Consider the following 24,314-nt stretch of genomic DNA (forward strand, 5'->3'; position numbering starts at 1 on the left):
CTTATGCTATTTGGCGGTATTGTTGTGTGTTAACCAGTTCAGTTGCGTCTTTACACTCAAGTGGTTTACTGAACAAATACCCTTGTACTTTATCTACATGTAAATCGATTAACGTATTTTGCTGAGCGGTGTTCTCAACCCCTTCAGCAACAATGGTTAAGTTTAACGCTTTTGCAATAGCACATATTGCTTTTACAATTTGTAAGCCAGCTTCACTGGATAAATCATTAACAAACGAGCGGTCAATCTTCAAGCCATTTAGTGGCAGTGCCTTTAACCTAGCCAATGAACTGTATCCTGTGCCAAAATCATCAATTAATAAGTGATACCCTGCATCTGATATACATTCTAGTATGGGTATAATATCAGCTTGATTTTCCATCATTGCAGATTCGGTAATCTCAAGTTGTAATAGCGACCTTGAAACGACGTTTTGGCAATCTAACCAATTGAGTAGCTCGTTATTTTTAAGTTGTTTTGGGGAAACATTCACGTTCACAAAAAGTTGATTTGATGTATCCAAATTAACACTAGCACAAAAGTGTGCGGCTAATTTCGCAACATGTAATCCAACTTCTGAGATTTTGGCCATATCTTCAATAATAGGCACAAACTCAAGGGGCGAAATAGTGCCAAGGTTTTCATCATGTACTCTGAGTAATGCCTCAAAGCCTAAAAGCCGATTTGATTCTAAACAATATATTGGCTGATACACCAATCTAATTGCCGATAAATAACTATCATTACTGCAAAAAGTTTCAATTTCACGTTTACGACGGTTTGCGATGGCAAGTTCATCATTATAAAAAGAGTACTGATCTCTTCCCATTTTTTTTGCACGATACATCGCAAGATCGGCTTCATGTAATAATTGTTCAGGACATAAATTACAAGGCGCCGCGATAGTGCGTACGCCAATACTCGCTGTTATACATTGGTATGCAGCCTGCTGTTTTCTCAATTGATGAATTGCGTAAGTCAGTCGCTCAACGACGCTCTCAATCGAAACGTTTAACCTATTTTGTGCGATAAACAATGCAAACTCATCGCCGCCAAGGCGCGCTACTTCACCATAGTTTGAAAATTCGCTTTGAAGTAATCTGCCTAACGCTTTTAACAGTGCGTCACCTACCTTGTGCCCATAACCATCATTAACCAATTTAAATCTATCAAGGTCAACGTATAAAAGGTGATAACTGCCTTTTCGCCTTGTAAGTTCATTACCAACACTATCTAAAAACGCTTGTCGGTTTAATAAATCGGTAAGTGCGTCGTGCTCAGCCTGATACCTTAGTTTTTCTTCATGTTGTTTGGTGGCGGTTATATCAAGTAAACGCCCCTCAAATAGCCTACGCTCTGCGTCATTTACCCAATGCCCTTTTAATAACAAACAATAGGTATTGCCTAGTTTGTTTTGCACAAATAACTCTTGCGAAAATTCATTACTTTTACATGCTAAAAATGAATGTTGTTGTTGCGCGGACATCAAACCACAAATATTGTTATTTGCGTCATCTGGTAATAAGAGACCAATAAACGCAGGATTCCTCTCTAAGATCTCGCCTTTGTCGTTACAACAAAATAGTCCTTCGGAACAATTTACAAACAAGGTTTTGTATTTTTTCTTGGTTTCTAATTGTTGTTCTAGTGCTTTTACTTTGAGTTGTGACGTGGCTGCTAAATTTTGCTGTGTTTTCTTTAATGAATACGTTTTGATACGAACAAGGCGGTTAACATGTGCATATTGGTTACGAATTGTGACTAAATACATTATAAGCGCGAAGCCAAATAGTATAGCTAAGGTGCAAAATCCTGCACTAATAAGGTAATGACTATGGCGCACGTAACTTGGGTTAAAGTAGGCAATATCCAATGTTTTATCAAAAAATGAGATGCGTTTTCGCGCTAATGGTTCAGCAGAAGACAAACCTAATGTATTTTGCCAATCTGAATTATAAATGGGTTGATTACGTAAGCTGATTGTAATGTGCTGATTTTGCGTATCACCCGATGCATGAATGTAATCGAAAAAGCTCTTAACGTTAAACCTCAGTGACACCGTTTTTACATCAGCGGCATTGAGAATAACGCTCCAAAACTCTGAATTTGGCCACTCTTTTACAATATAGGCTTTAGCGTTGTCATTGTTGATCGATATTGTACTACCAACTAAGTGACCAAAATCAGATTCTGGGTAATTAGCCAGCAACACGTAATTTTCATAGTGATTAGAGAAACGAATACTATCGCTAAATGAAAAATCGAACACCCCAACTTGTTGCATATAATCTTCTACAAATTCAACATTGTTTGGCGTTACGCGATAATAGAACTCTATGCTTGAATCAAACGCTAAACCGCTAATTTGGTCATCAATCAACGGTTTAACGCGCTCTTGCGTAACACTTGATGACGCACTATACAGACTAGCAATCCCCGAAATTAAATTTTCTACATAATCACTTTTACTTACAATTGCCTTACTATAGCTTGAAAGTTGAAACTGCCACTGCTCGGACTGTTTTTGCTGTAATTGCGATGCAAACCAATATGCCAGCGCTATGCACGCAATCACATAAATAACAAATACCAATAAATAAGGTTTATATTTATTAATGAGCAAAAAATCAGGTTTCATCTATAGACTTATCGCTAGAACTAGTTAAAAATACAGTAACGATAATAATTCCTATTACCATCTATGAGAAGTGTTATTTTCCTTTTTATCTCGTTTTTTGCATTAACTGCACAGGTATTAGCCAATTCTGTAGTAAACGTATACTCATTCCGAAAGGCTGAAATAATTTCTCCTTTAATAACCGCGTTTGAACAAGAGCATAACGTGCGGGTAAATCTGGTTTATGGAAAACCAAAAGCGCTGGTCAATAAATTCATTGCCAATGCAGACAATAGTCAAGTAGATGTATTACTAACGTCTGAATTAGGGCAACTTCAATCGGTAAAGCACCTACTACAACCAATAAATATTCGAACATCGCCAGTCTCACCTGAATTAGTGGACGATGAAAAGAAATGGGTGGCACTGTCTTTAAGAATAAGGGCATTGTTTTCACTAACAAACGAACAGCCAATCACGTCATATAGCGAATTAAACAGCGAGAAATTTTACGGTAAGCTTTGCAACCGTGATTTTAATCATAGCTACAATCAACAAATGGAAAAATCACTGCAAGCCATTGGTAATACCCAAGATGTAAAGTGGCTAAAAAATTACGTTTCGCTCTTAAATAAACGCCCTTCTGGCGGCGATCGGGACCAGTTGCGCGCTGTATTTAAAAATCAATGTGATTATGCGCTCGCAAATCACTATTACTATCACATGCTACGTAACAGCAAAAAGCCATCGGACCGTGAAGTTGCGGCAAGCTTAAGCATGCATTTTTTAACAACATATAAAGGAAAAACGCCCGTTTCAGCGACTGCCGCGGCAATTAGTCAATTCGCGCCAAATAAAGAAAATGCGCAGCAATTTGTTAACTTTTTACTGTCTTCTAATGCGCAAGCAATGATTGCCAATGAGCTTCATGAATTTGCGGTAAATAAGCACGTGCGAGATCGCCAATTAGTGCAGTACCCAAATTTGTCACTGTCGTTGCAAAGTGTAAAACGGGCACTTTAATAGACCAAGTCCATTTTCAGGCGTTTTTGTGAGATTGGTTTATACTTTAGCGATTAGCAAAAGTAATAATAAGTTGTTATGCAAAAAGCGTTGTGGTCATTGTTATTGGTAGTGTGTTGTCAGTGTTTCAGTGCGCAAACGTTACCACCGGAAGAATGTCAGACCCCGCTTTCACTATCAATCACCAATGATTGGTATCCCTATGTTAAATTTTCTAAATTTGATAGCACCACAGGTGTCGACGTAGAATTACTCAAAAAAGTGCTCGAAAAGATGGACTGTGAACTCACCATAATTCACTTTCCTGAACGTAGAACCCTTTTTGAACTCACTATCGGTAATTTTGATATTGGCCTTGGCGCCAGTAAAACACCTGAGCGGGAACGAGACTTTTACTTCTCAAAGGCATATCGCCTAGAACGAAATCGATTCGCCTATCGAAAAAACGACCACGGCGTTAAGCAAAGTAAAAGTTTCAAATCAATTATTAGACAGCGTAAGCTGATTGGCGTTAACTTGGCGGGTTGGTACGGTGACGAACTAGAGCGTGCCAAACAAGCGTACAACGGCTTTGTTTTTTCAGAAACAACAATTAAACGCTTGGAGATGTTAGTTAAAAACCGTGTCGATATTGTGATTGATGACGACATTGTACTTTGCAGCGAAATATCAAGACAAAACCACTCTCAGGTGGTTATTCACCCTTTACTACTGTCACAAGCAAGTATTCATTTTATCTTTAATAAACAGAGCGTTTCACCTAATTTTATGGCGCGCTTTGACACTGCGCTAACCAAAGTGTTAGCCAATGGCGAGCTTGAAACGTTGTTCTCGCATTATGTATCGCCAAGCTGTGCTGAGCAACTTATTTAGTTCTCGTTTTTATAACCAACCGTCACTTTAAAATAAAGCGCGCTATCGCTATGTTGTGCCATAAGATAGTGTTAAAATGCCGCCAATTTTGATTCGATGAAAAATATATAATGCTTAGTTCAAACAACATCACCATGCAATTTGGTGCAAAGCCACTTTTCGAAAATATTTCTGTTAAATTTGGTGACGGTAATCGCTATGGTTTAATCGGCGCTAACGGCTGTGGTAAATCAACCTTTATGAAAATCTTAAGCGGTGAGCTTGAACCAAGCGCAGGTAATATTTCATACGACCCAAATGAGCGCATTGCAAAGCTAAATCAGGACCAGTTTGCTTACGAACAATACAGTGTTGTTGATACCGTTATTATGGGTCACAAAGAGCTGTGGGATATCAAGAAAGAGCGTGACCGCATTTATTCTTTGCCAGAAATGAGTGAAGAAGAAGGCATGTTAGTTGCTGACCTTGAAACCCAATTTGCCGAAATGGACGGTTATTCAGCCGAAGCAAAAGCCGGTGAATTACTGCTAGGTGTTGGTATTCCAACCGAGCAACATTATGGTTTGATGTCGGAAGTTGCACCAGGTTGGAAATTGCGTGTGCTACTTGCACAAGTACTGTTTGCCGAGCCAGACATCATGTTACTTGATGAACCGACCAACAACTTGGATATCTACACCATCAAGTGGTTAGAGGATATTTTGAATCAACGTGATTGCACTATGATTATTATTTCCCACGACCGCCATTTCTTAAACTCAGTATGTACGCATATGGCTGATATCGACTATGGTGAATTACGTATTTACCCGGGTAATTACGATGAGTACATGTTTGCCGCAACACAAGCGCGCGAGCGTTTATTATCAGATAACGCCAAGAAAAAAGCGCAAATTGCCGAACTACAACAGTTCGTATCTCGCTTCTCTGCTAACGCATCAAAAGCAAAGCAAGCGACATCTCGTGCTAAGCAAATTGATAAAATCCAATTAGAAGAAGTAAAAGCGTCGAGCCGTCAAAATCCATTTATTCGTTTTGAACAATCAAAACAATTATTTAGAAATGCACTTGAGCTTGAAAGCCTTGCACAAGGTTACGACGATACTTTGTTTAGTAATTTATCTGCGCTTGTTGAGGTAGGTGAAAAAGTAGCGATTATTGGTGAAAACGGCGTCGGTAAAACCACGCTATTACACACCCTAGCGAATCGCTTGCCTGCTAAAAGTGGCAGTCTTAAGTGGTCTGAAAATGTAAACATTGGCTACTACGCGCAAGATCATGCAGATGACTTTGCGACCGATATGGATCTGTTTCAATGGATGGAACAATGGCAACAAGAAGGTGATGACGAACAAGTAGTACGCGGTTATTTAGGCCGTTTACTGTTTTCTCAAAACGACATCAAAAAATCAGTTAAAGTAATTTCAGGTGGTGAGCAAGGTCGCATGCTATTTGGTAAATTAATGATGCATAAGCCAAATATCTTGTTAATGGATGAACCAACAAACCACATGGATATGGAATCGATCGAATCACTCAACCTTGCGTTAGAACAATACCAAGGTACTTTGTTTTTCGTATCCCATGACCGCCAATTTGTATCGTCGCTTGCAACCCGTATTTGGGAAATAAAAGACGGTAATGTAATTGATTTCCAAGGTACTTATGACGAGTACCTTGCAAAAAAAGCAGCTGACGAAGCAAAATAACCCAGTTTAGCTTAACCAATTACATTTTTAAAAAGGCGCTATTTATTAGCGCCTTTTTTATTAGCTACGCAAACACTTTCAAAAAACAACGCTGTCATAAAAAATTCATACACTAATTTTGTACAGAATAAAATCAACACCCAGAATAAACCTCATTGATTTTAAACAGTTTTATTTAAATGTTACGTATATTTAAGCTGCCTTTATTTTTGCTTTATGACAGTTTTATTGCAGTTATCGTATTCCTTTCGTATCTTATTCCTGTTCAAGGTGAACACATGTTTATATATTTTAAGGAAAATTTCATGACCCGTAAGTTAACACTCTCGTTGCTTGCAGCATCAAGCCTCAGCCTTGTCGGCTGCGGTGGCTCATCAACTTCACACGAACCAGCGCCAATCGTACCTAATTCTGGCGAACTTAATATTGGATTTTTAGGACTTCCTGACGGTGCGTCTGCAGATGTGTTGGTTGAAGGCCCCAACGGTTATTCCAATACCGTTAGTACCAGTACCTTACTTACGCAACTCGCCCCTGGTACCTACACACTTTCAAGCGTTGCCCAATCCATAAACAATAAACGTTATCTCGGCATAAACGAATCGATATCGCTGAACGTTTCAAATGGTCTGGTTTCAAATGCGATTTATGAATTTGGCTATGCAACGCAAACCATAGGTACGGTAAGTGGTTTTGGTAGCTTGTATGTCAATGGTGTTCGTTACAACACCGATAATGCCGACTTTACAATTAATGGCCAACCAGGCTCAGAAGACGCAATCCGTTTAGGTGATCGCGTTGTGCTTTCAGGCTTAACCAATAACCAAGGCCGTTTTATTGCAAATAGTGTTAACTACGAAGCAACAGCAACGGGTCAAATTCAGCACATTGACTATGCTAATGAGACAATAACAGTACACGGCCAAACATTTGTCTTAACCGGTGAATCTAACTTAGAAGAGGTTACCTTTGATGCGTTAAAACAAGGTAACTTTGTCGAGATCAGTGCCGTATATTCAGAACAACGTGGCTTTTTAATCTCCAAGCTAGAGCGCAAAGACGATGAAGACACGCTTTCACTTACCGCAAAAGTCACAGCGCTGGATAGTGCTAATAACACCTTAACAATCAACGACACAACTTTTGATGCATCAAACGTTACTGTAGCTCAAGAGCTTGCTGTTGGTGATATTGTCGAAATTGAATTTAACCAGCTAAATGATATTAACGTTATTACTGACATCGAAATTGAGCACTATGATGAGCAAGATGGTGTGTCTGTTATTTTAGACGGTCCAATAGTCAATGTTACAGATAGCAGTATTACAATTGCCAATACACAAGTATTGATCAATGACGACACGGATTTTGAAGATATATCATTAGCGCAACTTGCAAACGGTACACGAGTCGTTGTTGAAGCAATCATTATTAATAATCAACATATTGCTGAAGAAATCGCGCTGTATGTTAGTGCAGACAGTGATATTGAAGGTAAAATCACCGATATTAATCTGGCATTAAATACTATTACTGTAAATGAGCGCGAATACACAATCACACCGTTTACCCTGTTTGATGATGAATCAAGCGCCGACGATAAACAACTAGCGCTTTCAAGCTTAGGGATAGGCGATTTTGTTGAAATAGATTTTTACAGCGATGATAACGGCAACGCCTTTGTGACTAAGTTAGAGCGCGAAGAGCAACCTGAAAACGACGATGACATTTCGATTTCAGGCAAGGTTAGCAATATTAACCTTGATACCAATACCTTTAACGTTTCGGGTATTACATTATTTGTAAATGCATCGTCAGATCTTGAAAACCGTTTTGGCAATGATGTGTCCGTTCAAGATTTTATGGCATCACTTAGCGATAACGATAAATTGGAACTAGAGGTATTCAAAACATCGGAAGATGGCTACCTAGTGCTAGAAGCAAAATACCAAGATAGTTACGACGATAGCTTTGACATTGAAGGTTCAATTACAGAGTTTAATAGTATTCAAGATTTTAACGTAAACGGTTTTCAAATCATTACCGATGAAAACACGCAATTTTCACACCCACTAGATATGTTTCAAAACGGTGTCGAAGTTGAAATCGATGCAGTACAACAAGATGGCAACACCCTGCTAGCACTTGCTGTTGAACTTGAAGATGAGAATGATACACGCGAAATCGAAGGTGAAGTTACCGCGATTCAAAATGATACAATTACTGTTAACGACACTGCCATTTTGCTAACTGCCGATACCCAGTTTGAGAATGGCACACGTGAGCAGTTAAGAGAAGGCGTGATGGTTGAAATTGACGCTATCATTAACAGCCAAGGTCAGCTTGTTGCGACTGAAATAGAATTTGAACAACAAGACGACATTGAATTAAACGGTTCAATCACAGAAATAGTAAGCGATTTTCAATTTAAGGTTAACGACACCCTTGTTTACTTTGATGCCAATACGCAATTTGAAAATGGAAATCAAAGTAAACTCGCGCTCGATGTACTCATAGAAGTTGATGCGATTGAAACCGCAATTGGTTTGTATGCCGCTGAAATCGAGTTTAAAGCAAACGAAGAGTTTGAAATTGAAGGTGAAATTCAAAACCTAACCGACACTCAATTTACATTAAGTGACGTTGTTATCCACTACTCAAGCTATACCCAGTTTGAATTAGAAGGTAATCAACTTGAAAATGGCTTAAGTGTTGAAGTGGCTGGCACAATAGATAAAAAAGGCCAGTATATCGCATGGCGAATTGCCTTTGATGACTAGTCATTCTTAGATATCACACACTAAAAGAGTACGTTCTTAAAATGAACGTACTCTTTGTTACTTAAATTTAACTCGCTGGCATGATTGAAATAATTTTACTTTCGTTTTTATTTCGGTCATTTATGGTTAAGTAGATTGTGCCATTTGGCGCGGTAACCACATCACGAATACGCCCTAAACCTTTCAGAATAATCTCATCTTCAACTATCTGATTATTTTCAATACGTAAGCGATGCAATTGCTTTTTCGCTAGGCTGCCAACAAACAAGTCGCCCTGCCAATTTTTAAACACATTTCCGGTATAAAAGTTAATACCAGCAACCGCAATTGATGGCGTCCAATGGTGAATTGGCGACTGCATACCTGGTAATTCAGTGTGCTCGGTGATTGGCGTACCGTTATAATTCATACCAAATGTCACTTTTGGCCAACCATAATTCACACCTTTGGTGATTAAGTTAAGCTCATCGCCACCGCGTGGGCCATGCTCGGTTGACCATAAATCTCCTGTTGTTTGATTTATGGTTAAGCCTTGAGGGTTACGATTACCATACGTCCAGATTGTTTGTTGTGCGCCCTTTTCATTATAAAACGGGTTATCTTTTGGAATACGTCCATCTTTAAAAATACGGTGTATTTTACCGTTTTGCGTTGTAACGCTTTGCGCATCATTTTGATGGCCTTCATCACCGTTAGTAAAGAACAAGTAGTCGCCTTGAATAGCGAAACGTGAGCCAAAGTGCCAACCGCGATTTTTACGGTTTTCTGGCTTCGCCTCAAACAAGGTTTGCTCTGAACTCCATTTACCATCGTTTATTTTGCCGCGCACAATTTTAGTAAAGGCAATCTCGTCACCGTTATCGTTTTTCCCTGCAGCTTGGCTAAACGACAAATAAATCCACCCGTTTTCGCTATATTGTGGGTCGGGATATACATCAAGTAAGCCACCTTGACGGTTATGCCATACCTCAGGAATGCCAATTACTTGCGTTTTTTTGCCGTTTTTCGACATCATCCACAGCTCACCCTGGCGAAGCGTATACAGTAAACTGCCGTCCGGTAAAAAGTCCATAGCCCAGATAATTCCTTCGCTGGTCAGAACTTCTTGTGTCGTTACGGTTTGATGCTTTGTGGTGAATATTTTACCAAGAGATGATTCTGGCGCTTTTTCTCTTTCTACTTTAGCGCCCGCTTCGCGAATATATACAACAAGCGTTCGTACTTGTTCATCGCTTAGTGTTTCACCAAATGCTGGCATGCCAACGTTAGCAATACCATTTTTGATTGCATTGGTTAGTGCTTTATCAGTGCCATCTGTTAGCCATGTGTTATCAACTAACGAGGGAGCCATTGCGCCCATTAATGTTTCGCCATGGCAAGACGCACAGGTAGATTTAAACAATTCTTCAACCTTTGCCTGTGATGGCAAACTTGCAATGCTTGCTAACATCGCCCCTAATATCGGTAACTTATTCATTTTTTGATACATATTATTATTTCACGGTAGATCGAATGCACGGTAATTACAGTATAATGTGCCGAGTTTCTGTTTTCAGTCAAGTTGCGTTTAAAGGTTTGTTTCGTGCGAGAAGTGTTTAAAAAGTCGTTAGTTGTTTCATTATTAAGTGTTCATTTCACATCATTGGCCGAGCAAAATAGTCCGAGTTTTGCCGATATTGAAACCATAGTAACAACCGCGTCGCGCACCAAGAAACGCCATTTTGATCTGATAGGCAATACCAGCATTATCTCAAAAGATGCGGTTGCTACCGTTAACGCAGAGCACTTAAATCAAGTGTTAAGTTTAGCGTCGGGGGTATGGTTAAGTCGTGGTAATGGCCAAGAATCATTGCTTTCGTTGCGTTCGCCTGTGTTAACAGGGGCAGGTTCTTGCGCTGAATTTTTGATGTTAGAAAATAACATTAGCCTACGGGCACCCGGATTTTGTAACGTAAATCAATTGTTCGATAGCCATTTTGAAATAAGCGACCGCATTGAAGTAGTAAAAGGCAATAATTCAGCACGTTATGGTTCAAACGCAATCCATGGCGTAATCAACATTAATAATACGCTCTACGCCAGCGAAAATCAGCTCACTCTAGACATGGGCAATGATGATTTTTACCGGCTAAACGCAAAGGCAAGTAACGATTTTGACAATATGCAGTTAGGTATTGGCGTAACCGTTACGAGCGATGGCGGTTATCAGTTGAGTTCCGGTTATCAACAGCAAAAACTATCAGTCTCGGCACAACACCAGCTCGGCAATTGGCAAACAACACACCATTTTAGTGTAACTAATCTCGAGCAAGATACCGCAGGTTATTTACAACAAGGCGAAAATGCATATAAAGATAAATCGCTGTTGAAAATTAATGAATTTCCAGATGCCTATCGCGACAGTGTCGCTATGCATTACAGCATGCAAAATAGCGCTGAAATAAACAATGCCCTATGGCAACTAACGCCTTATCTACGTTACACAGATATGACGTTTTTAATGCACTTTTTACCTGGAACGCCTATTGAAGAGAACGATCACCATAGCATTGGACTGCAGCTATCTCGATATGCAGAAGTGACGGATGCCTTGTCGCTTAAATTAGGTAGCGACCTCGATTTTACCCAAGGTTCGTTACAACAATATCAAACAAATGACACCATATCAGATTCGGCGTTTTTAAGAGCGGTACTTCCCAAAGGACAACATTACGATTACACGGTTAATGCAAAAAGTTACGCGCTTTATGGTCAGCTTGATTATCAAATAGCAGCCGATCAGAATGCTTTTTTAGCGCTTAGACATGATATTACCGAATACGATTACGATAACGCATTAAGCACAGGTAATTTAAAAGATGACGGCACTGCGTGTGGCTTCGGCGGTTGTCGATACACTCGCCCCGCTAATCAAACCAATCGCTTTAACGATACAAGCTACAGCCTTGGCTATTCTTTAACGCTAAACGACAATACGATTGTATTTGCTAAACTAGATAACAGTTTTAGAGCACCACACACCGCCGAACTTTATCGCCTGCAGAACAATCAGCAACAAAATGACATAACCAGTGTCGACGCAAACCAGCAAGAGCTTGGCCTGCGTTTTCAAACAGAAACGGTATTCGGTGAGCTTGCGTTTTATCATCTAACTAAGAAAAACGCGATTTATCAAGATTCAGACAGACATTATCTCAATGGTTTATCGACTCAGCATCAAGGGCTCGAGTTTGATCTCACCTGGCGCCTTAACGACATATTTAAAACGCGTTTGAATTCAAGTTATGCAAAACACACCTATGAAAATAATCCAACGAATGGGCAGCAGCTCAAAGGCAATGAGATAGATACCTCTCCACGCTTAATAGCAAACCTCGTTCTTGATTGGCAAATAGCGCAAAACATAACCAGTCAGTTTGAACTAAGGCATCTTGACGGCTATTACTTAGACGATAAAAACACGCAAACATATAGTGGGCATACGGTTTCGAATTTACGTGCAAAATGGCAAATAAACAGCAATTTCTCTATCGCATTTGCCGTGCTTAATGTATTTGATACACGTTTCGCTGAAAGGGCCGATTACGCGTTTGGGAATCACCGTTATTTTATTGGCGAGCCACGTAATGCCAGTGCAACTTTGCGTTATCAGTTTTAATTTAAAACCGGTGCTTTTAGGTAACCCCAATTAAAACCGTTAAGCGCATTGAACTTAGTAACTAATTGTGGCGTATAAACGTTAGGTATTATTCGGAGAGCACAATGACACGTAAAGAGGTTAAAGTTCCTAGTTCACGCTTGAGTCGAGCGAGTAAGTTTGGCGGGTTATTAGCAAAAGTAGCAACCAATGTTGCCTACAATGGCACCAAGCAACTATTTAGTGGCAATAAGCCGTCCGTTTCGGATCTCGTTTTAACGCCCAGTAACTTGCAAAAGCTAACCAATGAGCTTGCCGCAATGCGTGGTGCTGCAATGAAATTAGGTCAACTTCTTTCGATGGATGCAGGTGAGCTTATTCCACCTGAGTTGAGCCATATTTTAGCAAAACTACGAGACAATGCGCATGCTATGCCACACAAGCAGTTAGTCACTTTGCTTCGTGACGCTTGGAGTGATAATTGGGTTGATAATTTTGCTTATTTTAATCTTAAACCCTTTGCCTGTGCATCTATCGGGCAAGTGCATATTGCCAACGACGATAGCGGAAAAAAGCTCGCGATAAAGTTACAATATCCGGGAGTCAGTAACGCCATAAAAAGTGATGTTGATAATCTAGGGCGTATTTTAAAGCTCTCGGGTCTTATCCCAAAGCAGGTTGATCTCAACACGTTACTTGAAAAAACCGCCGAGCAGTTAATCAATGAAGCAAACTATCAACTTGAGGCAAGCTACATAGAAACGTTTAGCAATAAACTCGACAAGACACAATTTGCTTTACCTAACGTTTCCCCTTTAAGTACACAAACCATTTTAGTAATGAGTTTTATTGAAGGTATGCCTATTGAACAAGCGGCCACACTGCCAGAAGAAACTCGAAATCACTTCGTAAAGAGCTTATTTTCACTGTTTTTTGTTGAATTATTTGAGTTGAAGTTGATGCAAACCGACCCCAACTTTGCCAATTATGTGTTCAATAATGAAACACATACCATAGGCTTATTGGATTTCGGTGCTACCCGAGAGATTTCACCGGCTATATCTAATGGATATTTATCGCTTTTTACAGCGCTAAGTAGCCAAGACAGCGCTCAAGTAGAAGATGCAGCCCGTACCATTGGCTTTTTTAAGCAAGATATCGATACTACATACCTTGAGCAAATACTGGCACTTTTTGATATCGCGTCAATGCCATTACGATTTGATGGCGAATACAACTTTGCAAACTGCACTATCGCAACAAAGTTACGGGCGCAAAGCGTTACAATTAATAAGCGCAAAGACCAATGGCACACGCCACCCGTTGATGCCCTGTTTATCCATCGAAAAATCGCAGGATTGTATTTGATAGCGAAGCGTTTAAACGCAAAAGTAAATGTTAAACAGTTGTTTGCTAAATACGCGGAAGAAGCAAAATAACAAATTTAAAGAATTAATAAGCGCTATAGCTTAAAACGGTTTAGTGCATCACTTACTTTATGGCCGAGCTCATTTATCTGACGAATATTTTCACTTAACGCCGTTAGTTCATCACTATTTTGTTCTGCACTATGCTCTACTTCCTGCATACGCGTAACGATGTCTTGCGCCATGGTACTTTGCTGCGCACTTGATTGATCTATTTGATTACTTTTGTCTGCCAAACGCGATAAACCTTGCTCAATCAAATCGACTGCACCTGTAAGTGCTGCGCTTCGCTCAGTACACGTCAGCGCAGCCTCTTGCCCTTGATTAATCGCGCGTTGCGCATCGCTGGTACCGCTTTGTAGTTCGCTAATCATTTGCGCTATTTCTTTTGTTGATTCTTGCGTACGCGATGCTAACAACCTGACTTCATCAGCTACTACGGCAAAACCACGTCCCTGCTCTCCCGCACGCGCAGCTTCAATGGCTGCATTCAGAGCTAACAAATTAGTTTGTTCAGAGATTGCGACGATAGTATCTAGAATACTGCCAATATTACTCGACTGGTTTGAAAGCTCAGCCATCAACGCAACCGATGTATTCAAGTTTGAAGCAAGCAATTGTATTTGTTCTCGGTTTTGCGTTGCCAAATTTAGCACAGCATCGCTTTGTTCACTTGCTTGATTAATATCTTCGGAGCTTTCTTTGGTTTGTGTGTTTACCGTATTAGCGCTGGTATGCACATCTTGTGCAAGTGCCGTGGTGTGTTTTGCCCGCTCAATTTGTTTTTCAGCATTGTGCGAAACCGTTGCACTTCTTGCTAAGGAATTTTCAAGGCGCGACTCAAGTGATGCCACCTGTTCGAAAATATCGGTGATCAGCTCTTTTAAATTATCAATAACCCGATTCAATTTATCGCTTACTTCACCAAATTCATCATCGTTAACCTTGCGCGCATGACGCGAGAAATCGCCATCAGCTACTTTTGTAAGCGTATGATTTACATAGCCTAACGGTATTATAATCGCGCGTATCGTTAAGGTAGCGATAATTGCAGCAACCAATAGAAAAACACCAGCAATGACCATAAGTAACAACTGATTTTCATCTATTTTTTCATCTGCTAATTGTTGATAACGGTTCACTAGTTCACTGGCGCTTTGTTTTATGGTGTGAATTGAACTGTTAATTTCTTCAGAAAGCGCTTCTACGCGATTGTAGTCTTGTTCAAATTGATTGTACTTAGCAAGCTGTAGCGTCTGTTGTTGATACAAATGTGCCGGATTATCGACGTTACTGTTAAATACAGCCAAGTTTTGTTCAAAACGCGTTTGAAAATCACCGCTTTCAATATCTGTGAGCTGTTGATTGAGAAAATTGTAGTTGTCTTTAATATTTGCCAGTAAAAACCGCGTATCGTTTTGATGTTTAACTTGCGTTTCACTGTCTAAAGTTTGACTAAGTGCATTGGTTACTTCAGTTAAATTAAACAACATATCATCGATGCGGATCGCGGTGCCCATCACTTCATCTAACAGGCGCGAACTTAATCCTGTTAATGTTTCTAGGTCATATAATAAATCGGAGCTTTGTGAAATAAGTGCGAGCTGCTTTTCAATCAAAGTTTTGTTTGTTTTTTTAGCATTTAAATAGGCAATTTTGTTATCAGTTAAACTTTCCGACGCTTCAATTAATGCCAGTGATTGGTTATTTAGTTTTTCAAGGTCAATGCTGTAATCTGCAATGCCACTTGAAAGTGTTTGTTGTAGTTGATTTTTAAGTGATTGATTTTGTGCTCTGAATTTTTCTATAACATTTAATTTGTTGGCACCGTAAATTGCGTTAGCGTTTTTTGAGTAGTTGAGAATAAGCGTTTGAATGTCATCGGCACTGCGTTGTACTGGTAAAGCCTGCTCTTTAATATTTAAGTAAGCACGCTCAATATTCGACAATGACATATAAAAAAACAGGCAAACACCCGCAAGCAAAATGCCCACTGATGCAAAGCCAAAGGTGATTTTTTGTTTTACCGTAAAAACCATTAAAACGCCCTACTACTTTAATAACTCGGTTTAAGTATAACGTAATATTTATAAAGTGATTTTGTTTTGAAATGAAACGAAAATACGCCAACTAATGTTGGCGTATTTTGACATCATTAAATTGATGGACGAAACAACTTCTGAGGTGTTTGTAATACTAATAAGCGACTTTGATCTTTCAGTACCATATTGTTTAAACGATAAGACGAATAACGTGCCTGAGTGGTAAATGGTAGCGACAGTGAATCGTCACCGTTTAACTCTTTTGCCATTTCAACCGTGGCTATATCATAAAAACGTACCCCATCATTACTACCTTGTAACGTTGCTTGCAAACTAAAACGCCCCGCATCATTTACCATCAATGGTACCTTAGCTTCAATATGCGATTTCGACGCACTAAATGTCACATTAGGTAACGCCTTTGCAGTTTGTTTAAAATTAACAAATGGAATTTTAAGCGAACGCTTTACTGGCATATTAGCGCGCTCTGCATCAATTTGAAGTTCAAGCTCATACAGGCCATTGATTGCTCCAAAATACGCCAGTGCTTTATCAAAATTAAAGTGGTTATTGGTTATATCTACCGTTACTTTTTCATTTGTTGGGCTAATCAGTTTAGCTGACATCGTTTTGATTTGAGTCACGTTATCAGTAAACGAAAGCGATTGATATGCCAGTTTATTTGCACTTTGAATAGAACGGTTATTCGCTGCAACGGCAAGAACAACATCACTGTGCTTTTCCTTTACGTGTACTAGATATTTCGCATCATCAATCAGATATTGATTTGTTTTTAGCGTTAGTTGTTGCAAAGCGTGTTGCGACTTTACCTTTAGCGCTACACTGCCATCACTAAAACCTGCATCGTTCATTTCTTTTTGCGCAAACACTTGTTCTACCTGTGCACGATTGCCCTTTGTTAACACTTTAGAATTTGGTGTTAACGACAATGCACTAACATCAAGCGGTTCAACAAATTGTGTGTTTGCAACATCAAATTTCGGCGCAACTCGAACAAAACTATTCTGAGCAGACAACGGCAACTCAACACCTTGCTTAAGCGCTTTGCCAGATATTGTCATCCAATATTCATCGCTTTTTAATGCTTGCAGTAACGGCTGCTCAACAGCTGGTTGTACTTTTTTAAACTGATATACAACCGGTTCAGCATGGAGCGAAAACGCCGATAGTAAGCTTGCAAAAAGCGTTAATACAGTAAAATGTTTCATAATTAGATCTCCGTAATTCGATTGCGTAGTAGGCCATCTAAATTGAAACATTTACGACGACTTTGATGATGACTTAAAGGCTCACTGCCACGTGTTTTATTTTTATCTTTAAACCACACACTGCCCGCAAGCGATTGCGAACTACACTCTAAGAATCCGTCTGAGCAATCATCTAACCAGTTTTGTGTAACCTCTAGCGCCACTTGATATTGATAGCCTCCACAGTAACTATCACCATCCCAAATTGCCGAATCAACATCACTACCTACAACTGCCTCAAATGCAGAACTAAGTGCCGGTCGATTAGGCGTACCATATAACCAATTTTGATTGTAATGTGCCATCCAACCAACTTGCTGCTGTTTCACCGCGTCACTGTCGTAACCTAAGATCCAGCCAAGGGTTGTTTCAAATGAATTACCTGCGGTTACCGCATCGGCTAATGGTGTACCACCAGACGACGGTGCAAGCGCGATTGTCTTTTTGACCGTATTTATAATAGTGACAAAACGGCTATCCCAGGTTGGATTAGATAAAATCCAACGCACAACATTACCGCCATTTGAGTGTGTAATGAGTGTTAAGGACGTAATGTTTTTACTATTTATAAAGTTAGTGAGCTGCTCTGCCAAACAGCCAGATGCTCGCGTATCCCACATATAGCGATCGAAATCGCAATTGATCACCGTGTAATTGTTTGTGTTACTTAACCCTTGCCTCACTGAGTTTACAAATTCAGCTGTCCAGTAGTCATTATATGCATCTGTTTGACTTCCAGTCCCATGAATAAAGGCCAGTCCATGACTTGCCCAAAGAGGCGTGCTTGCGTACAACAACACCGCATAAGCTATTATTTTCGTTATTTTCATACTGTGTGTTCCTAATTATTGTTTATGATCGGAGGAGTGACCTCCGATCACAAAATAGCCAATTTAGGTACAATTACAACATTTTTTTACACTTTATTAACAATCGGTATTGTTAAGCCGATTGTTATTACATAAATATGAAAGCTGGGTTATATATTCATAACCATTTGATATAGCTAAACGAATCGTTTGTATTAAATTTGACGTGGATAACACACTGTTTTACTAAGAAAAGACGCTAAATCCACTAACTATCTTTAACGGAATCCATTACAACATGGGTCGTTATGGTCGCGACCTGCTCGATATCACCTAACACATTGGTGTGAAATTGCTTATAACTTTTCAAATCTTTGGTTTCGACTCTTAAAATATACTCAAACGCACCGGTTACGTTGTGGCATTCAAGCACTTCTTTTGAAAGCGTTATTGCCTCTTCAAATTGCGTTTGCGCTGTTTTGGTATGCACCGACAAGCCCACCGTAATAAATGCTTTAAAGCCGATCCCTAATTGCTCAGTATCAATGGTCGCTTTATAACCTGTGATAATCTTTGCCCGCTCAAGCTCTTGTACCCGGCGTAAACATGCCGATGGCGATAATCCAATTCGCTCAGCCAATTGAATATTGGTCAAACTACTGTCGCGCGATAACTCAAACAATATTTGTTCGTTAAATTTATCCATATCTAAATTTTATTGTGCCAATTAATTTTATTAGACAATATAAAACAGCAAATTGCGCAATAAGTAAATTACTCTATTAAAAAAGGAGTCCACTATGAATACTGAATTACTTATTGCATTAATAACATTTTGTTTTGTTTCATCTATCACCCCAGGCCCGAATAACTTAATGTTATTAAGCTCAGGGTTAAATTTTGGTCTGCGCCGTTCGATTTCGCATTTGTTAGGTGTTGCCATTGGTTTTAGCGTGATGGTGCTATTGGTGGGAATTGGCGTAAGTCAGTTATTTCAAGCCTTCCCTGCAAGTTACACCGTATTAAAATGGGTAAGCATCGTCTATTTATGTTACCTTGCATACAAAATCGCGAATAACCATACTATTGATGAAGTCGCATCGGATGCGAAACCATTAACCTTTATGCAAGCTGCGCTTTTTCAATGGGTCAACCCTAAAGCGTGGACAATGGCGTTAAGTGTTAATGCGGTGTATGCCAGTGATCAAAGTCTACAATCTGTGATGTTAGTAAGTGGGGTGTTTTTACTTATTAACTTACCGTCTATTGGCTGTTGGTTAGTATTGGGAAAAGTTTAAAGCAACTTATTGCCTCACCCATTAAAATACGTTTGTTTAATTGGCTTATGGCAGCACTATTGGTTGTATCGGTTATACCTATGCTTTAATCCCTAGTGACTAAAGGTGTATTGGCGCTTTTGAGCATAATACATTAAAAGCATGAAGAAATAACAACAGAACAAACGGGTGACTTGGACTTTCTGACAGCGTTTTCTTGGCGTTTAGCTTTGTTAACTAAAGCGATAACCGTTCTAGTTTATTTCTAAAGCAAATAAACAAGTTTGAAGATAGTGATTAACGTTCAAAACCCCTTAATAGTTTACGGTACATGTATCAACATTCTGTTTATCGCAATAGTGAAAACCTAAATAAGTAAATTCTTGCTTAGGTTTCACATTGTGTTTTAAATACTGATACAAATATTCGGCGCCCTGTTTTCCCATATCAAAAGGTTTTTGGCCAATATTGACTGTGGAAAGCCCCTTAGATAATGCACTTAATTGCAACTCTTCGGTATCGGCCGAGACAATCACAATATCACCTGATTTAATCTTAGATTTAAACTGATTAAGCTGGTCAATGTAACGTGGATTAAACTGAGCAAATCCCGCTACGGCGATAAAAACCGGCGGCGCATCGAGTTTGATCTTACCTACTAACTGACTAAGTGCTAGGCCTCGTTTACCCAAGCTGTAAACTGGGCATAATTCATGCTCTTGCCATTGGTAGCCATCATTCAAACGCTGTAAGCTTTGGCCACTTAACGCATGGCGCACACCTTTGATTCGCTGGTTTAAGTTTGGCGTAGATGGATGCCCAGACTGCAGGCACACAGTGTTTGTGTGTTTAACGTTATTTTTAACGTATTCGCCTAGGGCAACACCAAAATCGAAATTATTAGTACCAACATACGCTAAACGGTAATCATGATGTTGCGGTAACAAGTCTGAGTCAAAGGTAATTACTGGAATATCAAGCTCAAATGCTCGCTTAAGGGCACCATTTACTAAGTAATCAGAATCAGTAACCGAAATGAGTAACGCATTTACTCCGCTTTCGATCAGTCGGTTAATTTTGAGCGTTTGACCACGAATATCTTGAAAGTCATCAGCGCCTTCGTAAATACATCGTAAATCTGAGTGATTTTTAGCGACAGACTCACACCCTTTAAATGATTGGATATAAAAACTATCATTTTTGGTTTTACCGATAACACCAATTGTGTAGCTGGCATTACTGGTAAAACTAAATAAAACTAAAAATAAGTTGAATAAAAACAACAACCAAAAACTACTATTTTGTGCTTTATTCCGCATGGAGATGACTACAATAAATTTAAAATACAATCTCAGTATAGAAGCATCATTGTGTTAAATTAAACAGTTATTTACGATTTTTTTAACTTTCATTCATTTTTGAATAATAACCAATCAAAAGTAGCGTTAAAAACGCACAAAAATAAAACTGCAATGATAATAGGTGCCAGTATAATGTTGCAAAAGAATGCCTGACAGACATTACCCATTTATTACAATTAAAATAAATCCACTTAAATCAATTCGATTATTCACTTTTCAATCCAAATACGAACAATTTAAACGCATAAAAAGATTGATCTATATCAATGATGGGATTAGTATATTTTAAAGTTTCAGAAATTATTGAAAGTTTAGAATGTTACTAACACCAAAAATCGAAAGTTTTGTAATGCATTGCGGCGAAATGGGCAGCCGTTGGGGATTTAACCGCACAATCGGTCAAATCATGGGTTTATTGCTAATGAGTGAAGAACCTCTAAGCGCAATTTCGTTATCAGAAACCTTAAATATCTCGCGCGGTAACGTTAGTATGGCAATCAAAGAATTACAGTCGTGGCGCCTAGTATCGGTAATTCATAAACCTGGTGACCGAAAAGATTACTATGCACCCGCTGGCGATATTTGGGAATTAGCAAACCGGGTATTTGAAGAGCGCAGAAAAAGAGAGATGGACCCAACCCTATCTCTTTTGCGCGCTTCAATCATTGATGAACCGGCTAACGCAGAAGAAGCGTATGCACAGGACAAAATGTCTGAGTTGCATGACTTGCTTGAAACCATCACCGTTTGGGCAAGTGAGTTACAAAGCATGAGTCCTGAGAAGCTAACAACACTTATGAAGCTCGGCTCTGGCGTTGTTAAAGTACTCGATTTTAAAGATAAAGTTTTGAAAAGCGGTAATAGTAATTAACCGCTTTTTTGGTGCGCACTGTAAAAGTGCATATGTCGTCGTGTTGCTATTTAATTTTTGTTTTATTGAATACCGGAAGAAGTATAGCAATTAATAAGCAAGGTGCTATAAGGCTCAATTTCCCCTTTGTTGTTCGTATACAATGGCAAATTCAGCCCAATCAGTACACGTTAAAATTTGCCAACCAAATCCATGTTTCAAAAAACAGTAGATAAATAGCACGTCTATTCTTTGGGGGTCGTTTATGTTGGATACGTTAATGCTTTCACGCATACAGTTCGCTGCCAACATTAGTTTTCACATTTTATTTCCCACTATAACCATCGCGATGTGTTGGTTTTTAGTTTTCTTTAAAGTCAGGTTTGATATGACAGGCAATCCGGTTTGGATGCGCGCATATCGATTCTGGGTAAAAATCTTTGCCCTTTCATTTGCCCTTGGCGTCGTAAGCGGTATTACCATGTCATTTCAGTTTGGTACCAACTGGCCTGGTTTTATGGAAAAAGTCGGAAACATCGCGGGGCCACTATTAGGCTACGAAGTATTAACTGCATTTTTCTTAGAGGCGACATTTTTAGGCATCATGCTGTTTGGTATTAAACGTGTGCCACCAAAAGTACATACTTTAGCCTGTATAGTGGTAGCAATCGGCACCACGCTTTCAGCATTTTGGATCTTAAGTTTAAATTCGTGGATGCAAACACCAACCGGTTTCGAGATGCGCGATGGAATAGCCTACCCAACCGACTGGTTTGCAGTAATTTTTAATCCAAGTTTTCCGTACCGCTTAGCGCATATGCTTTTGGCTTCGGGCTTAACGGCAAGCTTTATGATAATTGGCGTGAGTTGCTATCGTTTACTTAAAGGAGACGATAAACAAGCACCAAAGTTAACATTAAAAGTAGCGGTTATTGTGGCGGCAATTTTATCACCGTTACAAGCATTTGTTGGTGATTTACATGGTCTTAATACGCTTGAACATCAACCACAAAAAATAGCGGCAATGGAAGGTGTTTGGCAAACCGAAAAAGGGGCACCTTTACTGCTATTTGCAATTCCTGATGAAGAAAACAGAACGAATCATTTTGAAATTGGCATACCTAACATGGCAAGCTTTATTCTTACCCATGAGCTTGATGGTGAAATTAAGGGGCTTGATCAATTTAAAGGTGAGCATCCGCCAGTTAAACCTGTATTTTTTGGCTTTAGAATAATGGTTGGCCTAGGTTTACTGATGATCGCCATCTCTTGGTTTGCAACCTATACCCTTAAAAAACGCGGCCAATTACCCACATGGCTAATGCGTATTCTTGTTGGCTTAACATTCTCAGGTTGGTTAGCGACGTTAGCTGGCTGGTATGTAACTGAAATAGGCAGACAACCTTACCTAGTTAGCGGTGTGCTAAAAGTGTCTGACGCTGCAACACAAATTGCGCCTGCAAATGTTGGTTTTAGCTTAGCGCTCTATTTAACTACCTATGCCATTTTGTTAGTCGCTTATCTACATACAGTGTTTCTAATGGCGCGCCGTGCCGTTGAAATTGAAGAATTTGATATGAGCGAAAAGCCTATAAAACAATTACCGAGTAAAGGGGATAATGCATATGTTTGATCAAGCAACTCTGGCAATTATTTTTGTATCCCTAATGGGCCTTGCAACATTAATGTACGCTGTTTTAGACGGTTACGATCTAGGTGTAGGGATTTTACTGCCGCTAGACGATGAAACATCGGCAGATACCATGATTGCATCAATAGGACCGTTTTGGGATGCTAATGAAACCTGGTTAGTATTAGCGATTGGCCTTTTACTCATTGCGTTTCCAACTGCACACAGTATTGTCTTTCAAGCACTTTATATCCCGTGTACATTTATGTTGATTGGCTTAATTATGCGCGGTGTGGCATTTGATTTTAGAGCCAAAGCCATTGTTGCCCATAAACGTAAATGGGATACGGTGTTTAAATCAGGCTCTTTGCTCGCCTCGCTGGCGCAAGGTTATATGCTCGGTTTGTATGTTATGGGGTTTTCAAACACCTTAGAAGCGCACGGTTTTGCCCTTTTAAGTGCAATTGGAGTTTCAGCGGCTTATACCTTTATTGGCAGTGCATGGCTAGTTATGAAAACCGAAGGCGATTTGCAACAAAAAGCCATAGCGCATTGTAAATCAACGGTTGTTATTACGTTTATTGGTATATTGCTGGTATCACTGGTTAACTTACTTATTTCACCAGAGATCTATCAAAAATGGTTCGACTTTCCGTATGCACTGATCTTAATTCCCATTCCGATTATTTGTGCAAGCTTCTTTGTTCTATGTTGGTTTGTACTAAAGCGCTTAGCTAAACAGCCAAATATTGGTGCAGCCCTACCATTCTTTTTTGCGCTATTGATTTTTACCCTATCATTTTTCGGCTTAGCATTTAGCTTTTTCCCTGAGATTGTGCCGGGTAAATTAACAATTTGGCAAGCTGTAGCAGCACCTGAAGCACTTAACTTTATGTTATGGGGGGCGTTAATTGTGGTGCCTACTATTTTGGCCTACACCGCATTCTCTTACAGAGTGTTTTGGGGAAAGGTGGACGAACTTCGCTACTATTAAATTAGACTCAGTTATTA

General features: G+C 39.4%; 17 protein-coding genes. 10 read left to right on the forward strand and 7 right to left on the reverse strand.

Annotated elements, in window-relative coordinates:
- Window position 1: 1 nt before the first annotated feature.
- Window positions 2-2,638, reverse strand: a complete 2,637-nt coding sequence (locus PSPO_RS18400; RefSeq protein WP_010559070.1) for a sensor domain-containing protein — start codon at window positions 2,636-2,638, stop codon at window positions 2-4.
- A 63-nt stretch (window positions 2,639-2,701) separates the two neighbouring features.
- Here PSPO_RS18400 and PSPO_RS18405 point away from each other — a divergent pair, with 63 nt between their 5' ends.
- The 4 genes from PSPO_RS18405 (at window position 2,702) to PSPO_RS18420 (ending at window position 9,002) form a co-directional block, all read left to right on the forward strand.
- On the forward strand, window positions 2,702-3,640 hold the full coding sequence (locus PSPO_RS18405; RefSeq protein WP_010559069.1) for a substrate-binding domain-containing protein: 939 nt from the start codon (window positions 2,702-2,704) through the stop codon (window positions 3,638-3,640).
- Window positions 3,641-3,718: 78 nt separating this feature from the next.
- Window positions 3,719-4,513 carry a substrate-binding periplasmic protein gene (locus PSPO_RS18410; RefSeq protein ID WP_010559068.1) on the forward strand — a complete coding sequence of 265 codons (795 nt, stop codon included), beginning with the start codon at window positions 3,719-3,721 and terminating at the stop codon, window positions 4,511-4,513.
- 110 nt (window positions 4,514-4,623) lie between these two features.
- Window positions 4,624-6,222, forward strand: a complete 1,599-nt coding sequence (locus tag PSPO_RS18415; RefSeq protein WP_010559067.1) for an ABC-F family ATPase — start codon at window positions 4,624-4,626, stop codon at window positions 6,220-6,222.
- A 305-nt stretch (window positions 6,223-6,527) separates the two neighbouring features.
- Window positions 6,528-9,002 carry a DUF5666 domain-containing protein gene (locus PSPO_RS18420; RefSeq protein WP_010559066.1) on the forward strand — a complete coding sequence of 825 codons (2,475 nt, stop codon included), beginning with the start codon at window positions 6,528-6,530 and terminating at the stop codon, window positions 9,000-9,002.
- A 67-nt stretch (window positions 9,003-9,069) separates the two neighbouring features.
- Here the strand turns inward: PSPO_RS18420 and PSPO_RS18425 are convergent, their stop codons facing one another.
- The gene (locus PSPO_RS18425; RefSeq protein ID WP_233430552.1) at window positions 9,070-10,479 is read right to left on the reverse strand and encodes a PQQ-dependent sugar dehydrogenase; all 1,410 of its coding nucleotides are present in this window, start codon (window positions 10,477-10,479) and stop codon (window positions 9,070-9,072) included.
- 105 nt (window positions 10,480-10,584) lie between these two features.
- Here PSPO_RS18425 and PSPO_RS18430 point away from each other — a divergent pair, with 105 nt between their 5' ends.
- A complete protein-coding gene (locus PSPO_RS18430) occupies window positions 10,585-12,660 on the forward strand; it encodes a TonB-dependent receptor (RefSeq protein ID WP_010559064.1) in 2,076 nt (691 codons plus the stop codon).
- A gap of 104 nt (window positions 12,661-12,764) precedes the next feature.
- On the forward strand, window positions 12,765-14,078 hold the full coding sequence (locus PSPO_RS18435) for an ABC1 kinase family protein (protein WP_010559063.1): 1,314 nt from the start codon (window positions 12,765-12,767) through the stop codon (window positions 14,076-14,078).
- 23 nt (window positions 14,079-14,101) lie between these two features.
- Here PSPO_RS18435 and PSPO_RS18440 read toward each other — a convergent pair whose 3' ends face one another.
- From PSPO_RS18440 to PSPO_RS18455, 4 genes are all read right to left on the reverse strand, one after another.
- Window positions 14,102-16,105 carry a methyl-accepting chemotaxis protein gene (locus tag PSPO_RS18440; protein WP_010559062.1) on the reverse strand — a complete coding sequence of 668 codons (2,004 nt, stop codon included), beginning with the start codon at window positions 16,103-16,105 and terminating at the stop codon, window positions 14,102-14,104.
- A gap of 116 nt (window positions 16,106-16,221) precedes the next feature.
- On the reverse strand, window positions 16,222-17,337 hold the full coding sequence (locus PSPO_RS18445) for a DUF4785 domain-containing protein (protein WP_010559061.1): 1,116 nt from the start codon (window positions 17,335-17,337) through the stop codon (window positions 16,222-16,224).
- Window positions 17,338-17,339: 2 nt separating this feature from the next.
- Window positions 17,340-18,206, reverse strand: a complete 867-nt coding sequence (locus tag PSPO_RS18450) for a lipase family protein (protein ID WP_010559060.1) — start codon at window positions 18,204-18,206, stop codon at window positions 17,340-17,342.
- 247 nt (window positions 18,207-18,453) lie between these two features.
- Window positions 18,454-18,891, reverse strand: a complete 438-nt coding sequence (locus tag PSPO_RS18455; protein ID WP_010559059.1) for an Lrp/AsnC family transcriptional regulator — start codon at window positions 18,889-18,891, stop codon at window positions 18,454-18,456.
- Between the two features lie 94 nt (window positions 18,892-18,985).
- Between PSPO_RS18455 and PSPO_RS18460 the strand changes: the two genes are divergently transcribed.
- Entirely contained in the window at window positions 18,986-19,483 is a 498-nt protein-coding gene (locus tag PSPO_RS18460) for a LysE family translocator (RefSeq protein ID WP_010559058.1), read from the forward strand.
- A gap of 293 nt (window positions 19,484-19,776) precedes the next feature.
- Here PSPO_RS18460 and PSPO_RS18465 read toward each other — a convergent pair whose 3' ends face one another.
- A complete protein-coding gene (locus PSPO_RS18465) occupies window positions 19,777-20,781 on the reverse strand; it encodes a substrate-binding domain-containing protein (RefSeq protein WP_010559057.1) in 1,005 nt (334 codons plus the stop codon).
- Between the two features lie 358 nt (window positions 20,782-21,139).
- Between PSPO_RS18465 and PSPO_RS18470 the strand changes: the two genes are divergently transcribed.
- The 3 genes from PSPO_RS18470 to cydB all read left to right on the forward strand — a co-directional run bounded on the left by PSPO_RS18470 (window position 21,140) and on the right by cydB (window position 24,297).
- Window positions 21,140-21,694: a GbsR/MarR family transcriptional regulator gene (locus PSPO_RS18470; protein WP_010559056.1), complete on the forward strand. Its 555-nt coding sequence runs from the start codon at window positions 21,140-21,142 to the stop codon at window positions 21,692-21,694.
- A 244-nt stretch (window positions 21,695-21,938) separates the two neighbouring features.
- Entirely contained in the window at window positions 21,939-23,306 is a 1,368-nt protein-coding gene (locus PSPO_RS18475) for a cytochrome ubiquinol oxidase subunit I (protein ID WP_010559055.1), read from the forward strand.
- Window positions 23,299-24,297, forward strand: coding sequence for a cytochrome d ubiquinol oxidase subunit II (gene cydB, locus PSPO_RS18480; RefSeq protein WP_010559054.1), 999 nt, complete (start codon window positions 23,299-23,301; stop codon window positions 24,295-24,297). The genes PSPO_RS18475 and cydB overlap by 8 nt, the downstream gene beginning before the upstream one ends.
- Window positions 24,298-24,314: the final 17 nt, after the last annotated feature.

Origin of the sequence: Pseudoalteromonas spongiae UST010723-006 (genome assembly GCF_000238255.3) — a bacterium.
Lineage (GTDB): Bacteria > Pseudomonadota > Gammaproteobacteria > Enterobacterales > Alteromonadaceae > Pseudoalteromonas > Pseudoalteromonas spongiae.